This is a genomic window from Paenibacillus sp. Lou8.1 (assembly GCF_024213565.1).
In the GTDB taxonomy this organism is placed as follows: Bacteria; Bacillota; Bacilli; order Paenibacillales; family Paenibacillaceae; genus Paenibacillus; species Paenibacillus polymyxa_B.
The window spans coordinates 196,369-218,715 of the sequence record NZ_JANAVN010000004.1; the positions used below are offsets into that span (position 1 = coordinate 196,369).

Consider the following 22,347-nt stretch of genomic DNA (forward strand, 5'->3'; position numbering starts at 1 on the left):
GATCGGTTTCCTGTTTATGTTTAAAACTGGGTTATCGGTAGGGGAATCCTGCGGACATCTTTATCCTCATGGAGTGCCTCCCATGAAATCCTGCCCCCCTGGGTCCAATACATCGCTATATTTTCCATGTTTTTCTCCTCTAGCAGCAATTGAGAAACGGTCTCTCCTATTTTCCCTGAGAGAAGCGCACTCGTGTTTGAGTCTTCTACGCTTTCTCCTATAAATAAAGGAATAGATGCCCCTTCGGGTCCGTTGCCGCTATCAGCTATTTTGAGAAGTTCCCTAAGACCCGTGAGTAGATCCTGCCGCGTACTCGCTATGATTGCCGCCCGGCATGTCATCGCTTCGCGACCTGTCTGAAGTGTAAAGGCAATATCTTGTAAGGCATCATCGCTCTGCTGCTCCAGATATCCCAGTAATTGATTGGCAAGCGCCATCAGTCTCTCCCGGTTTATGTCCGAGAGAATCACCACTTCGGGCTGATCTGCCACTCGTAAATGAATGTTGTCTTTTTCTGAAGGGATATATTCTTCCAGAATGAAATGCACATTAGAGCCTCCCGCACCAAAGGAGCTTACGGTTGCCCGCAACGGGAATTCCCGTTTTTCTCCCTGCATCTCAATTACAGGCCGCTCCCATTCCTGAACTTCCCGCTGCAAATAAAATGGAGTATTACTGAAATTAATATTAGGGTTAAGCTTCTCGGCCTTAATGGTAGGAACCAGTTTTCGATGCCACAATTGCAATATGACCTTGGTTAGCTGTGATATCCCCGAAGCCGCTTCTGCATGCCCAATATTGGATTTGACTGAGCCAATGCCACAAAATTGCTGCTCGGTCGTGAATTTCTGGAATGCTTTATTCAAAGCAGCAAGTTCAATAGGGTCTCCCAATGTAGACCCATTTGCGGCTGCCTCTACATAACTGATCGTCCGGGGGTCTATACCGGCTTTCAAAAAGTTTTCTTCGACTAGTTGCGCCTGCGCATTGGGGTTAGGGATTGTATATCCATTGCTATGTCCCCCATGATTGGTTGCCGTGGATTTAATAACCGCTAAAATGCAATCTCCATCCTGTACAGCCTTATGAAGCGGTTTTAAGAGTACCGCTCCAACTCCTTCCGCTGGAAGGTATCCATCCCCATCTGCAAAGCTTCTGCTATCTTCATGACTTCCAATCAACTGATTTTGACTGGATTCAATATATTTTTTGGGACTGGTCAATAGATTCCCCCCGCCAGCTACCGCTATTTGACACTCTCCCCTGATCAGGCTTTCACATGCCATATGGACAGCTACAGCTGAGGAAGAGCTCATCGTATCAATGGATATGCTCGGTCCCTGGAAATTGAAATAATGCGACATGGGGTTTGCGACTGCAACAGACCCAAATGATGTTACCCGTTGAGCAGAGTCCGGTTCGGTATCACAGGAGCAGTATTTGTGATACGTAGCGCCCACATAGACGCCAACCTTGTTCTGGTGTTTCTTCTGTAATGCCTCTCGCGTATATCCTGCACTTTCAAGCAAATTCCATATTATCCCCAGGAAGAGTTGCTCCATCGGGTCCATTAAAGTGATCTCATAGGGGGTGAGATGAAAGAATGCTGGCTCTGACAGGCTTATTCGTTCCATGAAACCGCCCCACTTGCAGTAGGTTTTTCCCGGCTTGTTTCTCTCCTTGTCAAAATAAAGATCATGCTCCCAACGATCTTTTGGAACTTCGGTAATGCAGTCCTTGCTTTCTTGGAGATTGCTCCAGAACTCCTGAATATTTTCCGCACCTGGATATTTCCCGGACATCCCGATGACAGCAATGTCCATCGCTCCTGTTTCTTGTTTCTTCTCCTCTGGAGGCTCTACCTCGGTTGCAGAAAATTGGGGATGAAGGAATATCGGAGAAGGGGCTTTTACCTGCTCCATACCAAACCATTCAATCAATTCGCCTCGATGCGATTCCAGGAAATATTCTATTAAACTCTGGATATTCGGATATTCAAAAAGTAAGGTCCTCGATAGCGGTCCGAAGTTTTTTTCCAGCTCATCGGTTAATTCCATTGACTTTATGGAGTCGACACCATAGTTTTCCAGGTTTTTGTCCTCTTCAATGCGGTGTTCCGGCAGTCCAGTGGACGAAGAGAGCAGGCGCTTTAGGTAACTTGCCATTTTTTCACGCAGTAGCTCTTTTTCCTGGCTGGACACTGCCTTATTTGTTATAGAAGTTGTGTCGGCTTTTGCACCCGCAGCTGCTGCCTGATCTATGCCAAACAAAGCGATCAATTGGTCTCGATAGGCTTCCATAAAATATTCCGTCAAACTCCTAATATCTGGATATTCAAAAAATAGAGTCCTCGATACCTGATCAAATGTTTTCTCCAGCTGGTCGGTCAACTCCATAGACTTTATAGAATCAACCCCATAATTTTCAAAAGGTGTATCCTCTTCGATTCGATATACGGGCAGGCCGATGGACGTTGAAAGCAGGGTCTTCAAGTAATGGACCGTCTTTTCACGCAGCAGGTCCTCTGCTCTGCCGGACACTTCCTTGTTTGCTGCAAAAGTTGTGTCGGTTTTCGCGCCTGCAACCGCTACCTGATCTATGCCAAACAAAGCAATCAATTGGTCTCGATAGGCTTCTACAAAATATTCCGTTAAACTCCGGATATTCGGATATTCAAAAAATAGAGTCCTCGACACCTGATCGAATGTTTTCTCCAGCTGGTCGGTCAACTCCATAGACTTTATAGAATCAACCCCATAATTTTCAAAAGGTGTATCCTCTTCGATTCGATATACGGGCAGGCCGATGGACGATGAAAGCAGGGTCTTCAAGTAATGGACCGTCTTTTCACGCAACAGGTCTCCTTCACGGCCGGACTCTGTCTTGTTTGCTGTGGAGGAAACGATGTATGCTTCAGCTTCTGATCCGAGCGCCTGATCCTGGGATGCTTTGCCGCTTTCTTCAAGCTGTCCCTCCATGATCATCATGTTGCTGATTAGCTCTACGTCTCCTTCGATCACCATGACCTGATCCGGTATGCAGGCTATGCTTTGGTACAGGGCGCTCATGCCTGTCTCTGTCCTCATCGCATGCATACCCACCTTCTGCATGGCCTTCTCCGTCTCCTGGTCAGGCCGCATTCCGCCATCTTTCCATAACGGCCAATTGATGGACAGCGTTTTGCCTGTACGCTCCATGGAGGATACCAAGGTATTGCGGTACCAGGCATATGCGTCCATAAAAGCATTCGCGGCAGCATAGTCAGACTGACCTGCATTACCACCCACTCCCGTACCTGACGAAAACAGGATAAAGAAGTCAAGAGCAATGTCCTTACTGGCTTGGTCCAGATTTACCAGTCCCGCAACCTTGGGCGCCAGTACTGTCCTGAATTCCAGGCTAGTCTTTTTAATAATGTAGTTATCCTGGATTATTCCAGCACTGTGTAGGATGCCGTTGATTCCGCCGTATGTCTGTTTGATATCTTCAATTAAGCCAACCACAGCTTCCTTCCGCGTGACATCCACCTGTCTGTATTCCACCCGGGCGCCCAATGCCTTCAATTCCTTCAATGAGGTCTGCTTGTCCTGGTCCAGTAGGGAACGTCCACTAAGAATCAAAGTCGTTTCCTTGGCCTGACGCGCAATCTCTTTAGCAAAAATAAGACCTAAACCCTTTGCTCCTCCAGTAATCAAATAAACCCCGCGGTCTTTCCATGGAATATCCGGTGTCTCTGACGGCATTTCTGCTTTACTCCAGACAGGAACCCAACGTTTGCCTTCTGCAAACCGGATGCGGCTATCCGCAGGGTGTCGGCTGCTCGTCTTTAGTATTTCGATGAGCCCTTCCATTTTTTCTGTACCCTCAACTTCAATTAACTGACCATGGATCTTTGGATTTTCCTTTTGCGCAGTTTTGAGTATGCCGCACAGCCCAGCGAAGAGCAGCTTTTCATGTTGAGGCATCGTTACAATCTGCACCAGCACCTTGCCTTTGGGTTTATCATTCAGGATACTTTTTATTTTTTCAAAAACCTGGACAGCATACATTTCGAAGCGACGATCGATCTCTTCCATATCGGATTGCAGAGTGATACATTCCACTCCTGCCAAGGAGAACTCGATATCTCCTGCAGCAATGGTATCTGTTTCGCAAAGCATTACCACATGTCGTTCGTAAATGGGAACCATCGTGTCCTCCGCAACAACCGCCTGTTCTTTCCAGAAGGGTTGGAGCATCATTGCACCAGGTGTTTTCTCACATGCGCCCACTACCTTGTAGGAGCATCCTTTTATGCGGACGCAGACCTGGCCTGCCTCATCACACAATTCAATGTCATACTTCTGCGTATTATGACCAGCCCCGCTTCCTCTGCTATATCGGATCAACGCCCACATTTCACAGGGACATTCCCGAAATATTTCGATTCCCTCAATGGCAGTCGGCCGTATTTTCTGTAGAGGATCAATGCCTGAAGGCCGCATGATATTTTCATCATTCGAAAACAAGTATGCCGGCGGCATTTGCAAAGCAGCGTTTATTATAAAGGGATGCAAAACAAATAAGCTCTCAGTATTCCTAATACCGGAAGGCAACGATAGCTTGGCCAGCACTAACCCCTGTCCTATATGCACTTGTTCATTGGTCTGATGTCCCAGACTGTCGTCGGCTCCCATGTCCCACACTGCTTCGTCGTCTATCCCAGGCGAAACATGCTGAAAGCATTCCATCTGCAAAGCTTGTATATCCCACGTTTCCGCTTCATTCAACATCTCCAGTGCGGCATTACCCTGGCTGTGTAAGACAGGGTCTCCGGCTTCTGTTAATCTGCTGTAGATTTTAAAGCCAATCGCTCCTTGATCTCCCGGAAAGAGCCCTATATGTATTTCTAACGGCTGATCTCCTATAGCGGGAGCATGTGTCCATACAATATCTTTAATAATGATGTTTGCCTGCCCCTTCTCCTGTACTGTTAACGACTGCTCAACCGCTGCCCGCACCATTTCAAGGCATGCCGCTTCTGACAGGACAAGCTTTCCGTCAATTACGGAGTTTTTCAGATAAAACTCCTGGCCGCTAAAGGTTGAACTAAATCTTTGCTCAGAAAGTACGGAGGTGTTTTGATGCAGTAATGGATGTAGATGTGCAACCGCATTGACGACAGGCTTTTCTTCATCTAAATGTATCCAATAGCGTTCTCTGCCAAAAGGATAGGTGGGTAAAGGGATACGGCGGTGCTGGACATTACCGTAAAGTCTGCTCCAGTCCATATGGACACCCTTGACCCACAAGTCTGAGATTCTGCCGTACTTTTCCGCTAGAATCTGTAAATCAACCGTTTCATCGAGCGTTTTCTCCTCTGAGGCCATGTTCAAGCTCTCCTTGTCTCGCTTGGCCTGTCCCCGGTAAAGCTGTGCAATACTCTGTCTTCCTCCAATAAAGCCCCGTAACTTGTTTCTAAGTTCCTCCACTGACTCAACGACCACAGCGAGGCGCTCTTCCATCGCTTCGCGTCCTGTCTGCAAGGTATAAGCCACATTCACCAGATCGTGATCGGAAAACTCATTCCGATCCATTGCAGTAACCAATTGGCTTACCTGCTCCTTCAATGCTCCATCACTTTTTGCCGACAGAACTACGACGACCGGTCTTGGAGGAGTAAAGGCATTTTGAAAGTCATCCTGTTCCGCAGGGAGGTATTCCTCAAGGACGATATGGGCATTAGCCCCACCGGCTCCAAAGGAAGATATCCCGGCGATTCTCGGGTATTCCCGTTGCTCGCCGTCCTCCTCCACTATCGGACGCTCCCATTCAGAAAGCCCCTGTTGGACTACAAATGGCGTTTTGGAAAAGTTTATATTAGGGTTCAGTTTTTGGGAATGCAGGCTAGGGGCAATTTTCCGGTTTTTCATTTGCAAGATGATTTTAGCGATGCCTGCAATCCCTGCGGCCGCCTCTAAATGACCTATGTTTGATTTTACCGAGCCAATAGCGCAAAACTCCGTGTCCTGCGTATCTTTCTTAAATGCCTGGGTAAGCCCGGTGATTTCAATAGGATCGCCGAGCTCCGTTCCAGTACCGTGGGCCTCAATATAACTGACTGCCCGGGCATTTACGCCTGCTTTATCAAAAGCCTCTCTGATCAGTTCACCCTGTGCTACCGGGTTAGGCACGGTATACCCGTTTGTTTTTCCTCCATGGTTGATACGTGTTCCCCGAATAACCGCATAGATATGGTCCTTATCTGCAATGGCTCGTGATAAAGGTTTGAGCAGCACGACCCCTGCACCTTCGCCAGGGACAAATCCATTCCCGCCTTCCCCAAAGCTTTTACACCGTCCCTCAGGCGATAGCATTCTCATCGTACTGAGAAAGATATAGCTTGAAGGATGAAGATATAAGTTGACTCCTCCAGCAACAGCCATTTCGCATTCACCGTTAAAGATATGCTCACAGGCCTCGTGGATTGCAGTTAATGAGGAAGAGCACATGGTATCTACCGGGATACTGGGCCCCTTTAAGTTCAAGAAATAGGATATTCTGTTGGCTACCGAACTGAAGGAGGTTCGCGGAAAGACGGGTTGTCCTTGTTCCCACAGCTTTGGCCCGTATAAATTGAACCCCGTTCCGGTAATTCCTGCAAAGACGCCAATCCGGCCATTATACTGTTCGGCGAGCTGTTCCCTGCTATATCCTGCATCCTCGAAAACCTTCCAGCATTCTTCCAGGAATATTCGCTCCTGAGGATCCATACTCATCGCTTCCCGGGGAGATATATTAAAGAAGAGAGGATCAAAATCTGCAAAATCCTCCACAAATCCTCCATATTTACTATAGCTTTTGCCCTTCTCAACCGCTTCTTTGATGTCGGAACAGTAGAAACCTTCCCTCTTCCAGCGTTCCGCAGGAATTTCTGTTATACAGTCTTTGCCCTGTTCCAGATTACTCCAGTACTCTTCCATATTTTTGGCCTGCGGATATCGTCCGCTTATACCAATAATGGCTATTTGCTCGTGTTTCACACGGTCTCTGCTAGTAGCCGTGTTGCAGATACGATTGTTTTCTTCCTTTGGCAGGGGTGAGAAAGAAAACTCGCTGGCAGCATGCAAGGTTGCGGAAATGGAGACGGATTTCTCTTCCGTCTTCATCGGGCTTCCGAGTCCTGTCCACCGTACGCATTCCTTGTGATAAACAGCAATAAAATATTCGGCCACTGCTTCCAACGTCTGATATTCATAAAACAAGGTCATTGATATTTCTCCAAAAATCCCCTGCAGCTTTTGATTAAGCCTTGTAATCATGATGGAGTCTATGCCATAGCTCTCCAAAGGCTCGCTGACATCAATCTTGTCAATGCTCAGCTTGGCAACTTCTCCAAACAACAGTTTTAGCTGATGTAAGGTTTTTTCCAGAAGCAGTTCAAGATTCACCTCTGAAGAAGCTGACTCTTCAACATATTCTTTCTCCTGCGGTTGGGACTCCAAGAAATACTTTTGCAATCTGGATTGCTCACCTTCTATGACCAATAACTGATTTAGACCAGCGGCCAGACCGTTATATAAAGCCTGGATACCGTTTGAAGCTTGCATAGCTACCATGCCAATACTTTGCCAAGCCCTCTCCGTGTCATCGTCCACATGCATCCCTCCGTCCTTCCAGAGAGGCCAATTGACAGATAGCGTCTGCCCTTTGCGCTCCTTTGAGGATACAAGGCTGTTTCGATACGCGGCATAGGCATCCATAAAGGCATTTGCGGCAGAATAGTCGGCTTGACCGGGGTTACCCATAATCCCAGCTATTGAGGAGAAGAGAATAAAGAAATCAAGATGTAGCTCCTTGGTCGCCTGATCTAAGTTCACCAGTCCGGCAACCTTTGGTGCCATTACTCCCGCGAACTCTTCCTGTGATTTATTCATGATAAAACGATCCTGTATTACTCCAGCACTATGAAGAATACCATCAAGGCCTCCATACTCTTCCCTGATCTCAAGGATCAATTTGGAGACCTCTTCCTTCCGTGCTACATCTACCTGTCTGTACTCAACGCGGGCCCCCAGCGCCTTCAATTTCTCCAATATGGCCTGCTTGCCTTCGTCCGGATTTGAGCGGCCTACAAGAACTAGCGTGGCTTCCCTGACTCGCTGGGCGATATCCTCCGCAAAAATAAGTCCTAAACCTCCTGCACCGCCTGTAATCAAATAAGTCCCCCGATCCTTCCAGGGCACTCTTCCCGTTGGCTCGGTGGGTTTCATCTCGTTCCAGCCGAGAACCAGACGTTGACCATCCTCATACCGTATCCTTTTATCCTTTGGATATTGACTGTTCTCTTTTAATTTCTCAATCATCTCTTCCAAACCTACAGATTCCAATTCTACGAATTGCCCTACGATTTTCGGGTTTTCTTTCTCAGCTGTCTGCAGTAATCCCAACAGTCCTGCGAAAGATTGCTGCGCGCTTTGTGCGGAAACTGCAATCTGTATCAGTACGCTACCCTTGGAGTCCTCTTTGAGAACCATTTGCACTTCCGTGAGCAGCTGGAGGGCATACGCCTGAAAGCGTTCATCTATGCTGCTTTGGCTGGCATGCAGCTTGATGCAACGGGTTCCTTCCAGGAGCGATTCAATGCTTCGCTCCGCGAAATGATCCAGTTCGCAAAGCACCACCAGATGCTGGCTAAATTCAGGGTGTGCCACTTTCTGGAGAGCAACTTGCTCTTTCCAGAAAGGCTCAAGCATAAGGACTCCCGTATCCGCCAAGGCCCCCGCAGTCCCTGTTCCGCTTTGCGCGGTCTCATGCGAAGCCATTTGAGCTTGAAATTGGCGTATTTTTACAATGGCATCCTCTTTCTGTATCCGTCCGCTTTTTACCTCGCCTAGAATATATTGAAAAAAGTCCTTCATCTTCTATTGCCTCCCAGCACGTAGAAACTTCTCATTTACGTATACATATATTGAGGATTTCACTGGCAGCCTCATCAACAGACAGGGTATCGTTCATCATTTCATCCAAGAGTCTGCCGCACAATATATCATCAAAGTCTACATCGCTCTCACCTTGCGAAAATAATGCATAGGCTTTTACTTGATCCTTGCTTTCAGAAGTCCAGTAATGCTCTTTAGCAAAAGGGTAGGTAGGCAGGCTGATACGGTGAGGCATCTTCCCTGTGTAAAGTTTTTTCCAATCCAAATTTATCCCTTTAGCCCACAGCTCCAAAAGCTTGGTATATTTCTTTTTGGAAATCCAAAGATCGATCATTTGTTGCAAGTCTTCGTCCCCCGAAAAAATAGACAATGATTCTCTGTTGCGTTTAGCCTGTCCCCTATATAGGTTGAGCATGTTATGACGTCCATCCACAAAACTCTTTAATTTTTCCTCAAGCTCTGCGGTAGATTCCACAAGTACGGCTAAACGCTCCTCCATCGCCTCGCGCCCCACCTGAAGCGTGTAAGCAATATCCGATAGGCTTGCGGAGGATAGCTGACCCTGAAGAGCATTCAGCAACTGCCGTCCCTTTTCCTTAAGCTGCTCCTCGCTCTTGGCTGACAATACGATCATAGCAGGTCCCTGAGAGTCAGATTCTGTTCCAGACTGTTCCTGATACTCGGGAATATACTCTTCAATCACGATATGGGCGTTTGCCCCGCCTGCACCAAAAGACGATATTCCAGCCCGTCTTGGATATTCTTTTGTGATTCCATCGCTTGTAATTACCGGTTTCTTCCATTCCTCCAGACTTTGCTGAACGATAAAAGGAGTATTGTTGAAATTAATTTCAGGGTTCAACTTCCTGGAATGTAAGGATGGTACTAGCTGGCTGTGCTTAAGCTGCAACAATATTTTAGTCACTCCTGCAATGCCTGCTGCACTCTCACAATGGCCTATATTCGATTTGACCGCCCCTATGGCGCAGAACTGCTTATCCTTTGTGAATTTTTCGAAGGCCCTTGTCAATCCTGCAATTTCAATAGGATCTCCCAGAGCTGTACCGGTTCCGTGGGCTTCAATATAACTAACTGTCCTTGCATCAACATCCGCACGCTGGAGCGCCTCTTCAATCAACCAGGATTGAGCTTGAGGGCTAGGTACTGTATAACCGCTGGTTTTACCTGAAGCATTAAGCATGCTCCCTTTGATAACTCCATAAATATGGTCGCCATCTGCAATGGCCTTCTCCAGCGGCTTCAACACAATCGCGCCGACACCCTCTCCGTCGACAAATCCATCTGCCTGGTCTCCGAATGACTTACATTCACCCGTTTTAGAAAGCATCGTCATAGCCGACAGCTTGATATAGTGGATAGGATCTACAATTAAGTTGACTCCCCCGGCAATGGCACACTCACTTGTACCACTATACAGACTTTCCAAAGCCAAATGGATCGCCGTCAATGAGGAAGAGCAAGCGGTATCTAAGGACATACTCGGACCTTGGAAATCCAAATGATAGGAAACCCGGTTCGAGATGGAATTATATTGAGGTCCCAAACCGTAATTTCCGTTCATAACACCTGCAAATACACCGACTCTTCTACTCTCACAAAGATTGGCAGGGGTATACCCAGCATCCTCTATGCTTGCATATGCTGCTTCCAGGAACAGTCTTTCCTGCGGGTCCATTGTTTCGGCTTCTGCGGGAGAAATTTTGAAAAATAGCGGATCGAATAAATCAATGCCTTCGATAAAACCACCCGATTTCGTATAGATTGTGCCCCTTTTCCCTTTTTCTTGGTCAAAGTAGGTCTTCCAATCCCAACGGTCTTTCGGAATTTTAGTTATGCAATTTTTACCTTCTCTTAGATTGTTCCAATATTCCTCTATATTACGAGCTCCCGGATAGCGTCCTGACATCCCAACAATCGCAACATCCCTGATATTGGAGGATCGTGTCGTTGGCTTTTCCATTGTGCTGTCAGAAGGCTTAAGGAAACGCCCTCCCCGGTCAAACCTCATTGGGACAGTAGCGAGTAATTGCGAAGCAGGGCCCTCTTCAACTCTGGAAGTCTCTTCGGTCAACTCCTGTTCCTTCATTCCTACCAGCTTCTTCAACGAGTCCTTTTGGGTTTGAAGAAGGTATGCTACTAGATCATCTATGGTGTTGTACTCAAAAAACAGCGTGCTGGCAAAATCCTCGATGACTTCACGCAAAACATTTGTGATTTGCACTACCAATATCGAGTCAATTCCATACTCTTCCAGGGCAACCGTTGAGTCGATACTTCCCGGTTCCATTTTTAGCGTCTCACCAAGCAAATGTTTAAAGTACGCCGTACTTTTTTCACGCAGCACATGTTCTACCTCTGCTTGTGCTACCTCTATTTTGGGTTGAGTTCGTTGTTTCACTGATACCGTTTCTACGGTTCTTTTCTCTATCAATATTGATCTTCGTTTGTGCTGTCGCTTTTGCCGAACCAAGCCATCGCTTTGGGCTACAACAATCTGCTGGCCCCAATCATGCGCCTCTTGCGCCGGGAAGAACACTGCATGGAAACCTTCTTTGTCCAATACGGTTTCCCATATTTGAGGGTGGAGCCCTGGGCATCCAGGAATACGCCATTCCGGATCCTCATACGCCCACCAGCCATCTAGCAATCCGAAGGTAAGGTGGGTAAACACGCTACTACCTGTGATTTCATTGAGCAGGAGCAAGCCGTTGCTTTTCAAAACCGCTTTAGCATTACGTAACGCCTGACGGATGTCTTTTGCGGTATGAAGCACATTAGCGGCAATGACAATATCATATTTACCCGTCTCAATACCTTGCCCGGCAATAGGTTCTTCAACATTAAAAATCTGATAGCTGAGATACGGATTATGCGGCCCGTACTCTTTTTCCGCGTGCATCAAAAAGGCTTTGGAAATATCGGTATAGCAATATTCCTGAATGTGTTTGCGATATGGGCGTAATTTCAGGAATAGCGTAGCACTGGTCCCTCCGGTGCCCGCGCCGATTTCCAGAATTCTGATTTCCGCAGCGGCGTCGGCCATAATCCTCTCCTGGATATAAGCGGCAGTAGTATCGGCAAGTACCTCATTAAAGTAGTCCACAACCAGATTATTCTTATAAATTCCTTCCACTAGTTCCATTGAGGAATTGGGGAAGATGATTTCGGTCGCAGGCGATTTTCCGGTAAGCACTTCCGGTAAAGCTCGTAGCGTTGTCTCAACCAAATTGACCCTTGCTCTCATCTGCGGATATTGCAGCCAAGTACGCTTGCGCTCTTCCCATTCCTGCCAGACATCATCTCGATCCGTCAAGCTGGAACCTCTACCTGATAGGTCGTTCTGTGTCAAAATCTTCATGCTCTCTTTTAGCCATTTGCCATATAACTCAGGAAGTCCGAGTTTATTTTTGAACTCGTCGACAGACTGACGATCTGTCCCTGATAACCCCATGGACAAGAGCTGCTCCTGCAACAACCTGCGTAGGAGATGTTCCATCTCCCTTTCCTGGAGGTCGCCCATATTGTCTGCGGCATTGTTTTCGATAAAATGGCTTCTTGATTGTATTGCTGTAGCAATATTTTCCTGTATATCCCTGAGATTCGGAGCCGAATTAGGCGGGTAGAGATCAATCTCTTCCGTCGGATTAGTCCCTTCCATCTCCAGGTGTGTTGTTGTTTTCATAAGCCCCATTTGGTCGATCGGTGAGGCAAGAAGCGTCTCAAGCGCCTCCATCCCCTCCTGCGGGTCAATGAGCCCAACACCTATTTGCGCCAGTCTGGAGTAGTTTTCTACCTCCTGCCGTCCAGTTTCGGAGGCATTGTTTTCGCCGCTCCCCCAGTATCCCCAGTTCATGACCTTCACCGGACAACGCCATTCCTGCGAAAGACGATGCGCAAACGCGTCTTTAAAGGTACTTCCGGCAGCATAGCTACTTTGTCCCGGATTCTTTACATAGGTAATCATGGAAGAGAAGAACAATACGAAATCCAACGGCTCATTTTGGAAGACCTGAGCCATGCGTACACTGACATCAACCTTTGCTGAAAGCCCTGACCGGAGCTCTTCCTCCGTCAAATCTTCCAAGCCCTTCTCCAAAAATGAAATGGCTGAGTGGACTACTCCGTTTATATTGGAGTACCGCTGTTTTATTTCCTCATATGCCCGCTGCAGCTCCCTTTCGTCTGCTACATCCGCCGTGATATAGCATGGAACAGGTCCCAGGCCTTCAAATCCGTCCAGTTTGGCCTGGATAGAGGCATCCTTTTGTCTTCTGCCTAGCCACACCGTCTGGGCCTGGTAGGTACAGGCCATATACTTGCTCCAAGCCTCTCCGATAGTGCCGGCGCCCCCGATGACCACATAGACGCCTCTGGCTTTGTATAGCGTCTGTCCTTTTAAACCTGAAGTCTGTTTGAATGGAATCAATTGCTGCCGATACCACTGTCCATTTCTGAAAACCCACATCCGTCCTTGCCGGTCTGAAGGCAGCGTAAATATATCGGATAGTGGCCAGCCATCATCGGATTGCAGGTCAAGGATACGGATTTTCCAGTTCGGATATTCTTTGGCCATGGTGCCTACCATCCCATGAAGACTTGCATGAGTCGGATTGACTGTATCGTTCTGATCCATCGGCTGAGCTTGATTGGTTATCGTTGTCCAGCCTAGCTTTTTCGTCCCGTATCCCAATAAAAGCATCGCTTTGACCATTCTAAAGAAGAGTAGGACTCCGTGCTCCTGTTCCTTGATCAAGGATTCGGCAATCACCGATTCGACGGGAGCACAGGGTGCAATCCATAGAATATGGTCAACGGCTCCATATTCTTCTACCTTTGAGGCAACTGTTTCAATGGAATCGTGCGCTTGAAGCTCCAAGAAATGCGCCCTAGGATAATACTCCCGGATGGCCTGTCTGTCTTTGTCAGTACCACCCGCAATGACCAATCGGTCTGTCGGTGAGGGGGAAACGACATCTTTTTTTATAGCAGCCGGGTCCCATTTCGGGATGAGCATTACGGATCCCACAAGCGGGTCGGCGGCACTTTCTCCTGCCGCTGCGCCTTGTGCATTTTCAATGCCGATTTCTCTGTCCAGCGCCCGGGTGGATAATCCAGTTATTCTGACGCAAATAGTTCCTTCCTCATCACACAAGTCAATATTAAGCTTCTGTACCTTGTCTTCTTTCTTGCTGCCCTCGCTGTATTGAATCAACGACCACATGGTCGGGGTGCATGCCCCATAAATCTCAATCTCTTGGAGGGCAAACGGCATATGAGGCGTAGCTGGTACAGCGCTACCCGGCAGCCCTCCGTTCTCTCGGCCCATGATTAACCCGATGGATGCATGCAAGGCCGAATCCATCAAGCTGGGGTGAAGGACCAAGCTGTCCGCCATATTAGAAATGAAGGAAGGCAATGCCAGCTTGGCTAGCACCCTGCCCGGATGTGTATATACCTTCTCCACACATCTGTATGCCGGGCCATAATCCATTCCCATTTCCTCGAAGATTTCGTAACATTGCGATCCGTTAAACCTGTGTTGACCAAAATCTGCCTGTAACGCCTTAAGGTTTAGTGTTGGTTTTTGCTCTACGCAAACCTGCACCGCATCACCTTGGCTATGCACGGTATGCCCTCTTTCGCTTCCTACTTGCCCGCTATACACTTCAAAGCTTATTTTTCCGGTGTCTTCCAGGGATAGCCTGGTGTGTACAGGAACTGGCTGGTTGTTCACCACAATGGGCCGAATCCAATTTACATTTTTCAAACGGATTCCTGTTGTGCTGTTGTCCATATCGCCTGTGGAACGTTCTACTGCCGCCCGTACCATCTCAAGATAGGCTACGCCAGGCAGAACCTTTTGGCCTTTCACCACATGATCCTTGAGGAAAAATTCCTCGCCTGTAAACGTTGAACTGAACCGTTGCTCCAGAAAGTCTGAAGTGTTCTGATGCAGTAAAGGTGTCAAAAAGGAAGATTGGGACGAAGCGGCTTCTGTTATTGCGGCGCTCTTTCCCTCATCTACGGGTATCCAATAGCTTTCCCTGGCAAAAGGATAGGTTGGCAGACTCATCCTACGAGGCTTCACATCCTCATAAAGCTTGTTCCAATCTAAAATCAGTCCCGTAACCCAAAGTTCAGCGAGCTTTCCATACTTCCCTTTGTCCACCCATGCATCAATCATTTTATCCATATCTTCATCGACTTCCTGAGTGACAAGCCCTCCTCTATTACGCTTTACCTGTCCTCTATACAGCTCTTCTACGCCTTCCTTTTTTTGCAGGAAGCCTTCCAATTTCCAATCAAGCTCTTGGATGGATTTTGCAATGATCGCCAAACGTTCGTCCATCGCTTCCCGCCCGATTTGCAGCGTATAGGCGATATCTGAGAGACTTGTATACGGGTCATTCAGTTCTCTGATTGCAGACAGCAATCTTTGCACCTGCTCGTCCAGCCTTTCCTTATTTTTGGCCGACAACACGACCATGACAGGATTCAGGGATGTAGGAGCAGCTTGCTGCTGACTAGCTTCTTCTGGAATATATTCTTCGATGACCACATGAGCGTTAGAGCCCCCAGCACCAAAGGCCGACACTCCTGCTGCCCTTGGGTATTCTCTGGTTTCACCGTTGATGGCAACTACAGGTCTTTTCCACTCTTCTAATCCCTGCTGAACTTTAAAGGGACTATCGCTGAAGTCGATATTGGGATTTAAGGTACTTGCATGTAGCGAAGGCACGATTTGTTTATATTTCAACTGCAAAAGCACCTTTGTCACCGCGGCGATACCAGCAGCGCTCTCACAATGCCCGATATTAGACTTCGCCGACCCGATTGAACAGAACTGCTTATCCCCGGTATATTTACGGAAAGCCTTTTGTAAGCCTGCAATTTCAATCGGATCTCCCAGTGGAGTTCCTGTTCCATGGGCTTCTATATAGCTGATGGTTCTGGGGTTGATTCCTGCCTCCTTAATTGCCTGACCAATCACACTGGCCTGTGCGTTGGGGTTAGGTATGGTATAGCCGTTGGTTTTCCCCCCGTGGTTCACTGCAGTTCCTTTGATAACTCCATATATGCGGTCTCCGTCTGCTATAGCTTTGGCTAATGGCTTGAGCAGCAAAGCTCCGACTCCTTCTCCCGGTACATATCCGTCTCCCTGTCCGAAGCTTTCACATCTCCCATTGCTTGATGCAAAACTTCCCTGTCCCAACAATAGGTATTTGTTAGGATGGATGGAGACGTTGACCCCTCCTGCTACTGCCAGTTCGCATTCTCCATGCTGCAGTCCATGACAGGCCATATGAATGGATGTCAGTGACGAGGAGCACATGGTATCTACAGCGATACTTGGCCCTTGAAAATTACAAAAATATGATACCCGGTTGGCAACCGCCGAGGCATTCCCGAAAAGTCCAATCATCCTCCCCTTGGCTTGTTCCTGGGCTCCATAGAGTTGATACTCATGGTACATCACTCCAACGTAAACCCCGACATTGCCTTCTATGCCGCCAAGCTCCCGCTCTGCACAAAGGCTTTCTCTCGTATAACCTGCATCCTCTATCGTTTCATAAACGCATTCCAGGAATAAGCGCTCCTGCGGGTCCATCGTTTCCGCTTCCCTTGGCGAAATATTGAAAAACAACGGGTCAAACCAGTCCACTCCATCGATGAATCCTCCCCACTTGCTGTAGGTTTTCCCAGGCTTGCCTCTGGTTTCATTAAAGTACAGACTGTGATCCCAGCGCCCCTTGGGAATCTCTGTAATGCAATCCTTTCCATCCCTTAGGTTTTCCCAGAACTCTCGGATACCTAGTGCTCCCGGATATCTTCCTGACACGCCGATAACTGCAATGTCTAATGCCTTCTTCTCCTGATGTGGCTGTATACCTGTCGGGAGAAGCCATGGGCGTCTACGATTAGCCGATATCGAGGTCAAAGGCTCTATGGTTGCTTTTATAGGTGCTTTCGGGCCTGCATCAGGAGCCGTATTCTTCTCTGTCGCTTCTACAGCATCAATCAGCCGACCGCGATACGTTTCAAGGAAATAACCCGTCAATGACCGGAGATTTTGGTATTCAAAAAATAATGTTTTCGGTAGTGAGCCGAAAGTCTTTTCCAATTCATTGGTAAGCTGCATAACCAGTATGGAGTCAATCCCATACCTGTCCATTGGTGCATTTACATCTATACTTTCAGCGGGCAGCTTGATCACGGTTGAAAGTACCGTTTTCAAATACCCCTCCGCTTTTTCCCTTAGCCATTCTTCTCCGATAAGCGGTGCTCCCTCGCTTTCCATTACAGATCGGCCTGAGACATCAGTTTCCGAGAGCTGGCCTAAAATTGCCGCTTTAATCCTTTGGGGATATCCTTCGATCACCATAACCTGACTTCTGCCGGAAGACAGACTTTGATACAAAGCTTTGATTCCACTCTCCGTTTGCATGGCAAGCATGCCTAGGCCCTGCATCGCCCTTTCCGTTTCCAGGTCGACATGCATGCCTCCATCCTTCCACAGAGGCCAGTTTATCGACAGCGTTTGCCCCTGGCGCTGCTTTGCTGTCACCAAAGCATTTCGATAGGAGGCATAGGCATCCATAAAGCCATTAGCAGCGGAGTAGTCAACCTGTCCTACATTGCCAAGGCTTCCTGCGCCCGAAGAAAATAAGATAAAGAAATCCAGGGGCAGGTCTCTGCTGGCCTGGTCCAGTCTCATCACCCCTGAGACCTTCGGAGTCAGCACTTCTCTAACCTCTTCTTTAGTCTTCTTGATGATGAAGTTGTCCCGAATCACTCCGGCTGTGTGCAAAATACCGTTAAGGCCGCCAAATTGCTCGACGATGCCATGAATTAGCCCGGTAACCGATTCGTTGTGGCCCACATCCGCCTGTTGGTACTCTATATGACCACCCAGCGCTCTCAGTTCGTTTAACAGAGCCTTTTGGTCCGCAGAAAGTGATGACCGACCCACCAATACGACGGTGGAGTTTTTCACATTGCGCACAATGTCTCTGGCAAAAATAAGCCCCAGACCGCCTAAGCCACCAGTAATGAGATAGATCCCACCATCTCTCCACGGCAGGTCTGCATCTTCACGTAAGGCTTCAATTTCTTGCCATATTAAAGCCTGTCGTTTGTCCCCTTGGTACCGTATCCGTTCGTTATACCGGCCACTCCGGTTCCCTTGTAGTTTCTCAATGATTCCTTCGACATCATCCTCCACATCAAGCTCAAGCAACTGACCCATGACATTCGGATTTTCTTTTTGAGCGGTTTTCAGCATTGCAAAAAGCCCGGAATAAACCTGTTGGTCCTTCCGAGCGTGGGTTGCAAGCTGTATCAAAACTTTCTGTTTGGGTATGTCTAGCAGGATACTTTGCAATTCTTCAAATATCTGAATGGTATAATCTTCAAACCGACCGTCCATATCCGCGCTGGAGGACTGTAAAACAAGGCAGCGAGTACCATCCATGCGGGCTTCAATATCCTCCCCGGCGATACCATCCACTTCACACAGGATCACAACATACCGGATATCGTCGTTAGCGTTTACTCCTGTGGTGACAGGCATCTCCTGCCAGATAGGTTCAAGCATCAGTGTACCCATATCCTCAGTGATGCTGGCTTGCCCCACATCTCCTTCCAACGCTCTGGATAAAAGTCCTTTGAACTGCACGCAAATCTTTCCGGTCTCATCGCACAGATCAATATCCACCTTGCTTAATCCATTCGACGTCTCTTCACTCCCATCGTGAGAGATCCGGGCCCACATCACTGGAGTGCATTTTTCGGATATCTTCAGTTCCTCCAAAGCAAAGGGTAACGCAGGCTTGCCTACAGGCAAATTTTCTTCCGAACCCATTACCAAGCCGATTGTGGCCTGCAAAGTTGAATCCATCAAAGACGGATGCAGAACAAATTCAGTTTGAGTATGGAGTACAGAGGATGGTAAGGACAGCTTAGCCAGTACGTAATCCTTTCCTCGGAAGATTGCCTCAATGCCACGGTGTGCCGGTCCATAGTCTATCCCCATGGCTCTGAAAGCTTCATAGCATTGGCTTGAAGAAAGTGGTGTACGGGTACATTCTGCCCGTAAGACATTCAGGTCCAGATACTGTAGCTCGCCAGCCCTCTCCAACACAGCCATTCCCTGACTGTGTATAATGCCCTCAGCGTCGGCTCCTTCCATCCCGCTGCATATTTCAAACGCAATCTCTCCATTGTCCTGGGGATATAGACTGATGAGTACCCTCACCGGTCCGTCTGCTACAACCACAGGCCGGGCCCATACGATATTTTTTAGCCGAATATGGGTCTCGCCTTCTACTACAGCCCCCACTGCCTCTTCTACAGCTGCTCGCACCATTTCGAGGTAAGCCACCCCGGGTAATGTTTGTTGAGCCTTGATTCTGTGGTCTGACAGGAAAAATTCCCGGCCTGTAAAAGTAGAGCTATAACGTTGTCCGGAGAGGTCGGAAATATTCTGATGCAACAAAGGATGAATTTGGGCAGTCATAGCTGGATTTACACTGCCTTTTCCAGTGCCTGTTTCGGATAACCAATAGCGTGTCCTTTCAAAAGGATAGGTCGGCAGACTGATTCGTCTGGGCTTGATATCTCCATAAAGTGCGTCCCATTCAATGCTTGCACCATTGGCCCACAATTTGGCTACCTTATCAAGTCTTTTCTTCTCAGTCCAGGCCCGAATCAGGGTTCCGGTGTCTTCGTCCGAATCCAAGAGTTCGATTCCGCCCCCTGCATAGTTCACACGGCCGATCAGCACTTTTTCCGACGAGCTTCCGTTAATAAAAAGTTCAAGTTCATTTATCAGATTCTCTCTTGAATCCGTCAAAAACGCGAGACGCCAGTCCATAGCCTCTCTTCCCACTTGCAAGGTATAGGTCAGGTCCGTCAGATTAACGCTTTCGTGCAACTTAACAAAATTCATCATATCTGCTACATAGGTTTTCAAGGATTGTTCACTTTTAGCGGACAGCACAAATAGTCCCGGGTTGTCTTTACCCACTGGGGGTAGATTCACCGCAGAGACTACAGGAACATATTCTTCAATAACCATATGAGCGTTAGTGCCGCTAAATCCGAAGGAACTTACGCCCGCACGCCGCGGTACTCCCGGTTCGGGCTCCCAGCTTTGTAGACCGGTGTTAATGTAGAACGGGCTATTCTCCAGAGAAATATGCTCATTTAAGGATTCGAAATGGATGGTAGGCGGCAATTGGAGGTGCTTCATGGCCAGCAGCACTTTCATCACACTGGCCACCCCGGCCGCAGTCATCATATGACCCATATTGCTTTTCAGTGACCCCAATGCGCAATAGCCCTTCTTGCTTGTATAGGATCGGAATGATTCCGTAAGTCCCTCCACCTCGATAGGATCACCCAGCTTTGTTCCTGTCCCGTGAGCCTCGACCATGGAGATGGTTTCGGGATGAATGTTAAACCGTCGATATACGTCTTTTTCCAGCGAGATTTGTGAATTTACACTTGGGGCAGTTATTCCGTTGGTTTTTCCATCCTGATTCATTCCCCATCCCCGAATAACTCCATATATGGAGTCCTTGTCTCTGACTGCATCAGAGAGCCGCTTTAATAAAATGACCCCAACTCCTTCTCCGGGGACAAACCCGTTTGCACGGGCATCAAAGGTAAAGCACCGTCCATCCTTGGACAGCATTCCTGCCTTGCTAGTCATAACATGCATTCCCGGACCAGCCATAATCATGACTCCGCCTGCCAAAGCAAGGTCACTTGTTTCTAAAAGGAGACTGTTGCAGGCTTCAGCAATGGCCACCAGAGAGGAAGAGCACGCGGTATCAATAGCCAAAGAAGGACCTTTCAAATTTAGCAGATACGAAATCCGAGCGGATAGAATTGAAGGAGACCCTCCCATGAGAACCTGCGCATTTAACCCCTGCCCACTCATGGACCTCCCATAATCACTGGCTGCACAACCTACAAAAACACCGCAGCGGCTCTCCGACAGTGAGGCTGGATTTAATCCGGCATCTTCAATGCATTTCCAGCTGCTTTCAAGAAACAGGCGCTGTTGAGGGTCCATCATCTCTGCTTCTGCAGGGGATATATTAAAGAACAACGGGTCAAATTTATCTACATCCTCTAAAACACCCATCCATTTGCTATAGGTTTTTCCCTGAGCCTTGGGATCGGTATCGTAATATTCATCGATTGACCATCGCGTTGAAGGGATTTCCGATATACAATCCCTTCCCTGAGCCAGATTGTCCCAAAATTCAGCCAAAGTCCTGGATTCGGGGAATTGCCCTGCCATACCAATAATCGCGATAGACTCCTTATGTTCCTGACCGCGCGGCACATCTGGCATAGCTTTTTTAGAATCAATATGCTTGACCGTTTTGTGGGAATCATTGCTATTCGGCAGCTGTCCATAGGCAAATTGAATCCGTTCTTTAACCTCTTGCTGATTTACAAACGTTTTATCCTGCATTTTTATTTCTTTTTCAATGGTAGCCGCCAGCTTTTCTCTTATCGATTGAGCCATATGGTTTTTCAGCTCAATTAATGACTCCCTGGGAGACTCGGACAGTTTTCTTGCCAGCTGCATGGCGTACGGCACCACTTCATTCCTCGGCACAACAGGAAAAGGAACCCCTTTGGTTTCCAGTTCCGAACCGCTATATCTAGTACCTGTAAATAAAATTTCCTGTGCCATACTAACCCCGAATTTCTCAGGGAAAATCAGGGTTGAACCCGCTCCGGGGGTAAAGCCGTACTTCATAAAGTTAGTAGTATAGATGCTTTCCCGACTCATCACGATAAAATCGCAAAACATCCCCATGCACCAGCCAGCACCAATCCCATGTCCCTGCATAGCAGCGATGACGGGCAGCTTGCAATCCAAAGCAATCTTGTAAACATTGGTATCGCTATATTTTGCCTTTCCCTCATGGATAGCCAGCAATCCCTCTTGGGTGCCTCCTGTGGCAAAGTAGGTGTCATATCCCGTCAGAATCACAACTTTATAATTTTCGTTAGCCTGCACTGTCTCAAACGCCTGATTCAGGCCAATAATCAGTTCATCGGAAAATGTATTTTTGTGCGCCGTGTCCTTCATTTTCAACAAGACAATCCCGTGCTCAAATTCCTGCAATTCAACCACAGACTGTACCTTTATTTGGGGGGCGCTTATCTCCTGCCCATCCTCCGGCGTGTGGAAGCTGTCCAATGGTTGCAACGTGAAAGCCACTCCTTCTGATAATTCCTGTGGACTGGCTTCCAATGATTCATCCGGGAGCTCGCCAATAAATTGAAGCAATTGTTTTTCAGCATCTTCATAATTTATTTCCCCTGCTTGCACCGCACGAAAAATATCTTTTGAATCCATAAACATGTCCTCCTAGCTGTA

At 47.8% G+C, this 22,347-nt stretch carries 2 protein-coding genes; both read right to left on the reverse strand.

Going from position 1 to position 22,347, the window contains the following annotated elements:
• Positions 1–20 precede the first annotated feature (20 nt).
• Complete coding sequence (locus NLX78_RS07425) at positions 21–8,900, reverse strand: hybrid non-ribosomal peptide synthetase/type I polyketide synthase (protein ID WP_254350018.1); 8,880 nt, start codon at positions 8,898–8,900, stop codon at positions 21–23.
• 31 nt (positions 8,901–8,931) lie between these two features.
• A complete protein-coding gene (locus tag NLX78_RS07430) occupies positions 8,932–22,326 on the reverse strand; it encodes an SDR family NAD(P)-dependent oxidoreductase (protein WP_254350019.1) in 13,395 nt (4,464 codons plus the stop codon).
• Positions 22,327–22,347 lie beyond the last annotated feature (21 nt).

Coding starts and splice junctions, on each gene's coding strand:
- NLX78_RS07425 (WP_254350018.1), bottom strand. CDS start 8,900: ATGAAGGACTTTTTTCAATATATTCTAGGCGAGGTAAAAAGCGGACGG.
- NLX78_RS07430 (WP_254350019.1), bottom strand. CDS start 22,326: ATGGATTCAAAAGATATTTTTCGTGCGGTGCAAGCAGGGGAAATAAAT.